The organism is Phyllobacterium sp., assembly GCF_037994405.1.
Taxonomy (GTDB): domain Bacteria; phylum Pseudomonadota; class Alphaproteobacteria; order Rhizobiales; family Rhizobiaceae; genus Phyllobacterium.
Map to the genome: position 1 here is coordinate 1 of NZ_JBBNAN010000054.1, position 6,851 is coordinate 6,851.

The 6,851-nt window shown below is 59.5% G+C and carries 7 protein-coding genes; all 7 read right to left on the bottom strand.

What is annotated here, in order from left to right; all coding sequences use genetic code 11:
• Nucleotides 1-718 (bottom strand): dipeptide/oligopeptide/nickel ABC transporter ATP-binding protein (locus tag AAAC48_RS03495; RefSeq protein WP_340652836.1); only part of this gene is annotated, 718 nt, incomplete at its 3' end.
• Nucleotides 715-1,737, bottom strand: coding sequence for an ABC transporter ATP-binding protein (locus AAAC48_RS03500; protein ID WP_340652837.1), 1,023 nt, complete (start codon nt 1,735-1,737; stop codon nt 715-717). The genes AAAC48_RS03495 and AAAC48_RS03500, both read right to left, overlap by 4 nt.
• Nucleotides 1,738-1,743: 6 nt before the next feature.
• Nucleotides 1,744-2,661, bottom strand: a complete 918-nt coding sequence (locus AAAC48_RS03505) for a dihydrodipicolinate synthase family protein (protein WP_340652838.1) — start codon at nt 2,659-2,661, stop codon at nt 1,744-1,746.
• A gap of 18 nt (nt 2,662-2,679) precedes the next feature.
• Nucleotides 2,680-3,555 (bottom strand): ABC transporter permease, encoded by an 876-nt coding sequence (locus AAAC48_RS03510; RefSeq protein WP_340652839.1) that lies wholly within the window; start codon nt 3,553-3,555, stop codon nt 2,680-2,682.
• 1 nt (nt 3,556) lies between these two features.
• The gene (locus AAAC48_RS03515) at nt 3,557-4,516 is read right to left on the bottom strand and encodes an ABC transporter permease (RefSeq protein ID WP_340652840.1); all 960 of its coding nucleotides are present in this window, start codon (nt 4,514-4,516) and stop codon (nt 3,557-3,559) included.
• Between the two features lie 56 nt (nt 4,517-4,572).
• Complete coding sequence (locus tag AAAC48_RS03520; protein WP_340652841.1) at nt 4,573-6,156, bottom strand: ABC transporter substrate-binding protein; 1,584 nt, start codon at nt 6,154-6,156, stop codon at nt 4,573-4,575.
• A partial coding sequence (locus tag AAAC48_RS03525; protein WP_340652842.1) for a FadR/GntR family transcriptional regulator occupies nt 6,153-6,851 on the bottom strand: 699 nt, incomplete at its 5' end. The genes AAAC48_RS03525 and AAAC48_RS03520, both read right to left, overlap by 4 nt.

Consider the following 6,851-nt stretch of genomic DNA (forward strand, 5'->3'; position numbering starts at 1 on the left):
GGGCATAGAGCTCGGCACTTGTGGCTATTTCCATGATGCGGCCGAGGTAGAGCACAATCACGCGGTCGCAGATGTACTCGACCACCGCGAGATCGTGCGAGATGAACAGCATGGTGAGGCCAAGCCGCTGCTGCAGATTGCGCAGGAGATTGATCACCTGTGCCTGGATCGACACATCCAGCGCTGACACAGGCTCGTCAGCGACGATGAACTCCGGTGCAAGCGTCAGCGCTCGCGCAATACCGATGCGCTGGCGCTGCCCCCCGGAAAACTCATGGGCGTAACGGTTGATCGCCTCGACCGGCAGATCGACCTGTTCGAGCGCCGATCGTGCCCGGTCGAGACGTTCCTTGCGCGTGCCGATCCCCTGGATATTTAGCCCTTCGGTCAGGATCTCGCCGATCGTCATGCGCGGCGAAAGGCTCGCGAAAGGATCCTGGAAAATATACTGCATGCGGGGCCGCGCCCGCCGCATCTGCGCGGCCGAAAGCGTTGTCAGTTCCGTGCCATCGAACTGAACGCTGCCGGCGGAAGGCTCGACGAGCCGCAACACCGAACGGCCGATGGTGGTCTTGCCGCTGCCGGATTCGCCGACGAGCCCGACCACCTCACCCCTGGCAATATCAAAGGAGATGCCTTCGAGAATATTCAGCCTGGTGCCATGCGAGACGTAGTGCTTTGCCAGATCGCGAACTGAAAGCAATGGAGCGGCGGTCATGGGTTGATCTCCTGCCAGCGAATGCAGCGGCTGCTGTGACCCGCATTTACCTCGGCAAGCGGCGGTACGGCCACCCGGCAGGCATCGATTGCGAAACGGCAGCGCGGAGAAAAAGCGCAGCCTTGCGGCATATCCGTCAAACTCGGCACAACACCCGGAATGGCCGCCAGTTGCTGTCCTGCCTGCTTCATGCGTGTTGCCTCGCCGAGCCGCGGCATGGAAGCCAGAAGTCCAATCGTGTAGGGATGGCGTGGATTGCGGAAAACCGCACGGACAGGCCCCTCCTCGACGATGCGCCCCGCATACATCACAGCCACGCGATGGGCTATTTCTGCAACCACGCCAAGATTGTGCGTGACGAAGAGCATACCCATGCCACGCTCGCGCTGAAGTTTGAGCAATAGGTCGAGAATTTGCGCCTGGATCGTCACATCAAGCGCAGTCGTTGGCTCATCGGCGATCAGCAATGTCGGATCGCAGGCCAGCGCCATCGCAATTGTTGCCCTCTGCCGCATCCCGCCGGACAGTTCATGCGGATATTGCCCTGCGCGGCGTTTTGCATCGGGAATGCCGACCTGTTCCAGCAGGGCAATCGCCGCATCCCTAGCCGGCTTCCGGCCGACATTGCGGTGAATGCGAATGGGCTCCGCTATCTGGTCAGCGACGGTGAACACCGGATTGAGACTGGACATCGGCTCCTGGAACACCATGCCGATATCGTCGCCGCGGATTTGCCGCATCTGCTGCTCATCCAGCGTGACCAGATCGCGCACCGCACCATCCTTGCTTTTGAACCGGATGCTGCCGGCAGCAATCGCCCCGACATTACGGGTCAGCAACCGCATGACGGAAAGGCTCGTCACCGATTTGCCCGAACCGGATTCGCCGACAAGCGCCACCGTTTCGCCGGCAGCAATGGTCAGGTCGATGCCGTTGACAGCCGTGATCTCGCCGCCACGGGTGCAAAAGACGGTTCGCAACCCGCGAATGTCGAGGATGGGTTCGATGCGCTTATCCATGTCTTGTCAGCCAAGCAGGCCCGTCGAGCGCAGAATCGCGTCGATACGCGCCGCTTCCGTATCGTTCAGCGCCTGGCGCGGGCGCGGCATAACATTGGTGTCGATAATGCCGAGGCTGCGCATGGCCGTCTTGAACCCGCCGACGCCCGAAGCGCCGCCGCTGACGCGGCCCTGCGCGATCCACACGATCTCGAACAGACGGCAGAGCCGCTCCTGTTGCTTGCGCGCCGCGACCCAGTCGCCACGCTGCGCCGCATCCCATAGCCGCACATATCCATGCGGATCGACATTGGCGAGGCCCGGAACAACACCGTGCGCGCCCATCTGCAGCGCATTGTCGACGACGATCTCCGAACCGGTCATGAGGAAGACATCCTTGTGCTCGGCGAGATCAAGCAAGGCATAGCGGAAGTTGCCATCGTCGCCGCTCGAGTCCTTGAGGCCGATGATGACGCCTTCCTTGGCCAGCTTTGTCACGGTCGAACGTGCCAGTTTGACGTGCACGCAAACCGGGATGTCATAGGCGACCAGGGGAATATCAACCGCGTCTTTGATATAGCGGAAATGATCAACCGTCTCGGACTGGCTGGTCACGGTGTAGAACGGCGCGGTCACGACGACCGCAGCAGCTCCGACATCCTTGGCGACTTTTGCATGGCTTATGACCCGGTCGGTAGTCGGATCGATGACGCCGGCAATGACTGGCACGCGGCCGTCGACCACCTTTACCGTGTGTTCGAGGATTTTCTGCCGAGTCTTTTCGTCGTGGAATACGACTTCGCTGGTCGATCCCAGCACGAACACACCGTGGCATCCTGCCCCGATCAGATGCTCAAGCACCCTTGTGTATGACGCATAGTCGACCGTGAAGTCCGGGTTGAGCGGTGTCACGACGGGAGGAACAACACCATGGAATTTTGTCATTTTCGCTTTCTTTCGTTGTCAGTTTAGTTCGGCGCGAGGATCGAAGGCATCCCTCAGACCATCGCCAATGAAGTTGATTGCGAGAACGGCAAGCACCAACGCTCCGCCGGGAAACAGCCATTGCCACGGGAATTGTTCGAGCACGGCAGTCGAGCGGGCGGCGTTCAGCATATTGCCCCAGCTCGCGGCTGGCGGGGCTATGCCAAGGCCGAGGAACGACAATCCCGCTTCCAGAAGAATTGCATTGGCGATCTGCAGCGTGGCGTAGACGACAAGGATATCGATCGAGTTCGGCAGGCCATGCCGGAACAGCAGGTGAAAGAGCCCTGCCCCCATGCCGCGCGACGCCATGACAAAGTCCCGCTCCCGCAGCTCAAGCAGCCGGGAGCGGATCATGCGCGACAGGAGTGGCCAGGAGAGAAGTGAAATGACGAGGACCGTCGGCCAGATACCGGTACCGGCAATCGACGCGAGCACGAGAAGGAAGATGACCGGCGGCAAGGTCATGACCAGGTCGACAAAACGCATGGTGACGGCGTCGGCCCAGCGCCCGGCAAAGGCCGAGACGGCGCCGACCAGAAAGCCGATGATCGCGGATACGATCGTCGACGCGACTGCCACGAGCAGTGAAATGCGCCCGCCTTCGAGAACGCGTGCAAAGACGTCGCGCCCGACGCCATCAGTGCCGAACCAATGCGTAACCGTAGGGCCACTATTCATGGCCAGAAGATCGATGTCGTTCGGCTTGAATGTCCACCACAGCGGATAGGACAGGATCAATACCAGCATCGGCACGATCAAACAAAGGCCGAAGATCGCCGCCCTGTTGTGGCCGAAGCGCTGCAACGCGCGGGTGATCGGCCCCGGACTGGGTGAAGGAGCACGAGCCAGCATCTCAACCCACCTTGATGCGCGGATCGATGACCGCATAGGTAATATCGGTCAGCAGATTGACGACGATCACACAGGCGCCGATGATCAGTGTCGCTCCCATGATGACGGGGTAATCGCGCGTCTCCACGGCATTGACGAGCAACAGTCCCATTCCCGGCCAATTGAAGACGCTCTCGATGAATATGGCACCGCCAATGGCAAGCCCAATCGTCGAACCGATCAGGGTCACGACCGGTAGCAGCGCGTTGCGTAAGGCATGTTTGGCGATAACCCAGAATTCCTTGACGCCCTTGGCGCGAGCCGTTCGAACATAGTCCTGGTTGAGGACTTCCAGCAGCGAAGCGCGCATGTAGCGCATGATCAGAGCGGCCTGCGCGATCGATAGAAGTGCAGCAGGCAGGATCAGGTGCCAAAGCAGATCGCCGATCGAAAATTCTGCGCCAGGCGTCAGCATGCCGCCGGATGGTGCCCAGTGCAGCCGCACGGCAAAGACATAAAGGCCGACCAACGCGCTGAGAAATGCCGGGCTGGAAATGCCAATAACAGCGAACACCGAGAACGACAGGTCCGCAGCGGAATTGCGGCGCACCGCGCTTATGACGCCAGTCACGATCCCCGCGACAACGGCAATGACCAAGGCCGACCCCATCAGCAGCACCGTCGGCCCGATCCGCGACAGTACCAGGCTCAACACCGGCTGGTCCTGACGCTTGATCGAAAAGCCGAGATTGCCGGTGATCGCCTGTTGCAGCCACGCGAGATATTGCACCGGCAAGGGTTTATCCAGTCCGAGCTGGCTGCGCAGCCCGGCGAGTTGTGTTGGTGACATCGGGATATTCGGATCAATATAGGCATCGATCGGATCACCCGGCGTGAAACGCAGCAGCAGGAAAATCAGCACGCTCAATGCGATGAGCATGCCGGCTCCTATCATCAGGCGTCGAAGACTGTACTGAAGCATATTGTTTCCGCAGTGTTGGGGTGACCGAGGTCACCCCTGTAATCAAACGGCGTGGCCTATTCGGCGATCGACCATTTTTCCGGATGAGCCTGGTAAGGCCCGCCACCTGGAGCCGGTGTCCACGTGAAATCCTTGAGCTTTGCCGACACGACGCCATAGCGGTTTGCCACCCACATCGTCGCCCATGGCAGGTCTGCATTCATCACCTTGCAGACGTCCTGGTAGCGGGCAACAAGCTTGGAGGCATCCGGCTCTGAAAGCGCGGAATCCAGCGCCGCATTCAGGTCGGGCATGCGGGCGCGTACCACATTCGGACCTGCCGGCGGGATCTGCTTTTCATTGAGACCGACATTGATGCTTCCCGCGTCCGGTCCGTTCTGCAGACCGGCATAGACCAGCTGGAACTGCGCCACGTCGGGCGTCGGATCCAGCACGATACTGTTGTAAGTCGGCGTATCGACAGCGCGCGGCACGACGTTGATCCCCACCTGCGCCAGCATGGCCTGTACGGCGGCCAGCACATTCGTAGCCAGCGGCGTTGTGTAGTAGGTCAAGAGCGTGATCGGTTTGTCGCCATTGATCTGCGCCCATCCGGCTTCTTCAAGCAGCTTCTTGGCTTTCTCCGGATCATAGGCATAGGTGTCGACGCCCTGCGGTATCAATTGATCAACCACATAGGCACAGTTCGCGGACTTGGCGGCACCGCCATAAAGACTTTTGATGATGGCATCGCGGTTGATCGCATACATCACGGCCTTGCGGACACGGACATCCTTCCAGATCGGCGAGTCATGATTGAAGCCAAGATAATTCACGACGAAGGAGTCGCCTTCGATCACCCTGAAGCCTTCGTCGCCCTTGAATGTCGAAACATCGTTTGAATCAACATAGGTGAACTGGATTTCCCCTGCCCGCAGCGCGGCGATTGCTGCAGCTGGATTGGCGAAGTAGCGGTTTATCACACGTTCTAGCGCGGGCTTGCCGCCCCGGTAGTCGGTATTGGCGGCAAGTTCGACATACTGGTCCGCAACGTATTTTGTGAACTTGAATGGCCCGGTGCCAATAGGCGTCGTGGACCACCAGCTATTCTTCGCGAGCTGATCGACCGGTATCGATGCCAGCGCATGTTCTGGCAGCATCATCACCTTGGTCATCGTATCAAGCGTGCTGGCACTCGGAGCACTCAGCTTGATCACCAGCGTGTGCTTGTCAGGTGCCTCGACATTTGAAACAGCCTTCAGCCGGGCAGCCAGAACCGAGCCCGATTTGGCATCTTTGGCCAATTCTATGGTGAACTTCGCGTCTTTCGATGTAAACGGCTTGCCGTCATGCCATTTGGCATCGGCCAGCTTGAATGTGTAGGTCAGCTGATCCGGACTGACTTCGTAGGAATCGGCAAGAACACCGACGACTTTCTGCAGTTTCTCGTCATAGGTGACGAGGGGCTCGAAATAGACACTGAGCCAGGTGAACCCGGCCGTTGCGGAAAGCGGATTGAAATTGCCCTGGAACCCTCCCGGTCCCACATCAAACCCGCCCGACAGGGTGGCTGCTTGCGCCGGCGTCAGCGACATGGATATGCCGGTTCCGATAAGCGCCGCGGATATCGCCAGAGCCGAGGCCATCATCTTCAGTTTCATGGAATCCTCCCATTGGATGAATCGATCTTGTTATGTGCAATCACCCGAGCGATCCCCTCGTAGTGACTGTCGAGACGGTTGCGTGCGTCTTCGAGATTTCTGGCCTCCACGGCATCAACGATCGCTTCATGATCGCGCCAGGTCGCCATCGGGTCGGTATTTTCGAGGTTGACGAAGTCAGAGGCCTTGTAGAAGGCGAGCCAGAATACTTCGATGAGCCGCACCAGCGTTTCATTGCCCTGGCAGCGGAACAGCAGTCTGTGGAACAGCCGGTCTTCGTCAACGAAGGCCTCGTTGCGTTCAGCATGGACACGCATCCGCGCGACTACCTGCCGTAGCTCACGGATATCGTCGTCAGTGATCAATTGCAGCGTCTTGCCGATCAGGCCGACCTCCAGCGTCCGGCGAATTTCCAGCACTTCCTCGACCTGGCGCAGCGCTCCCCCAAGGCCATAGGCCAGGTTGTCGAGCAGCGGCTCGAAGGAGAAGGCTTTGACAAACACACCGATCCCTCGCCTTGACTCAAGAACGCCTACCGACTCCAGCGCCTTTATGCCTTCGCGCAGCGAGTTCCTGCTGACACCAAGCTGGCTGGCGAGTTCGCCTTCTGGCGGCATGGGTGCACCGGCTTCAAGACTATTCTCATTGATGTAGGCTCGGAGGCTTTCCTGCACTGAGACATGCAACAGGGGCGC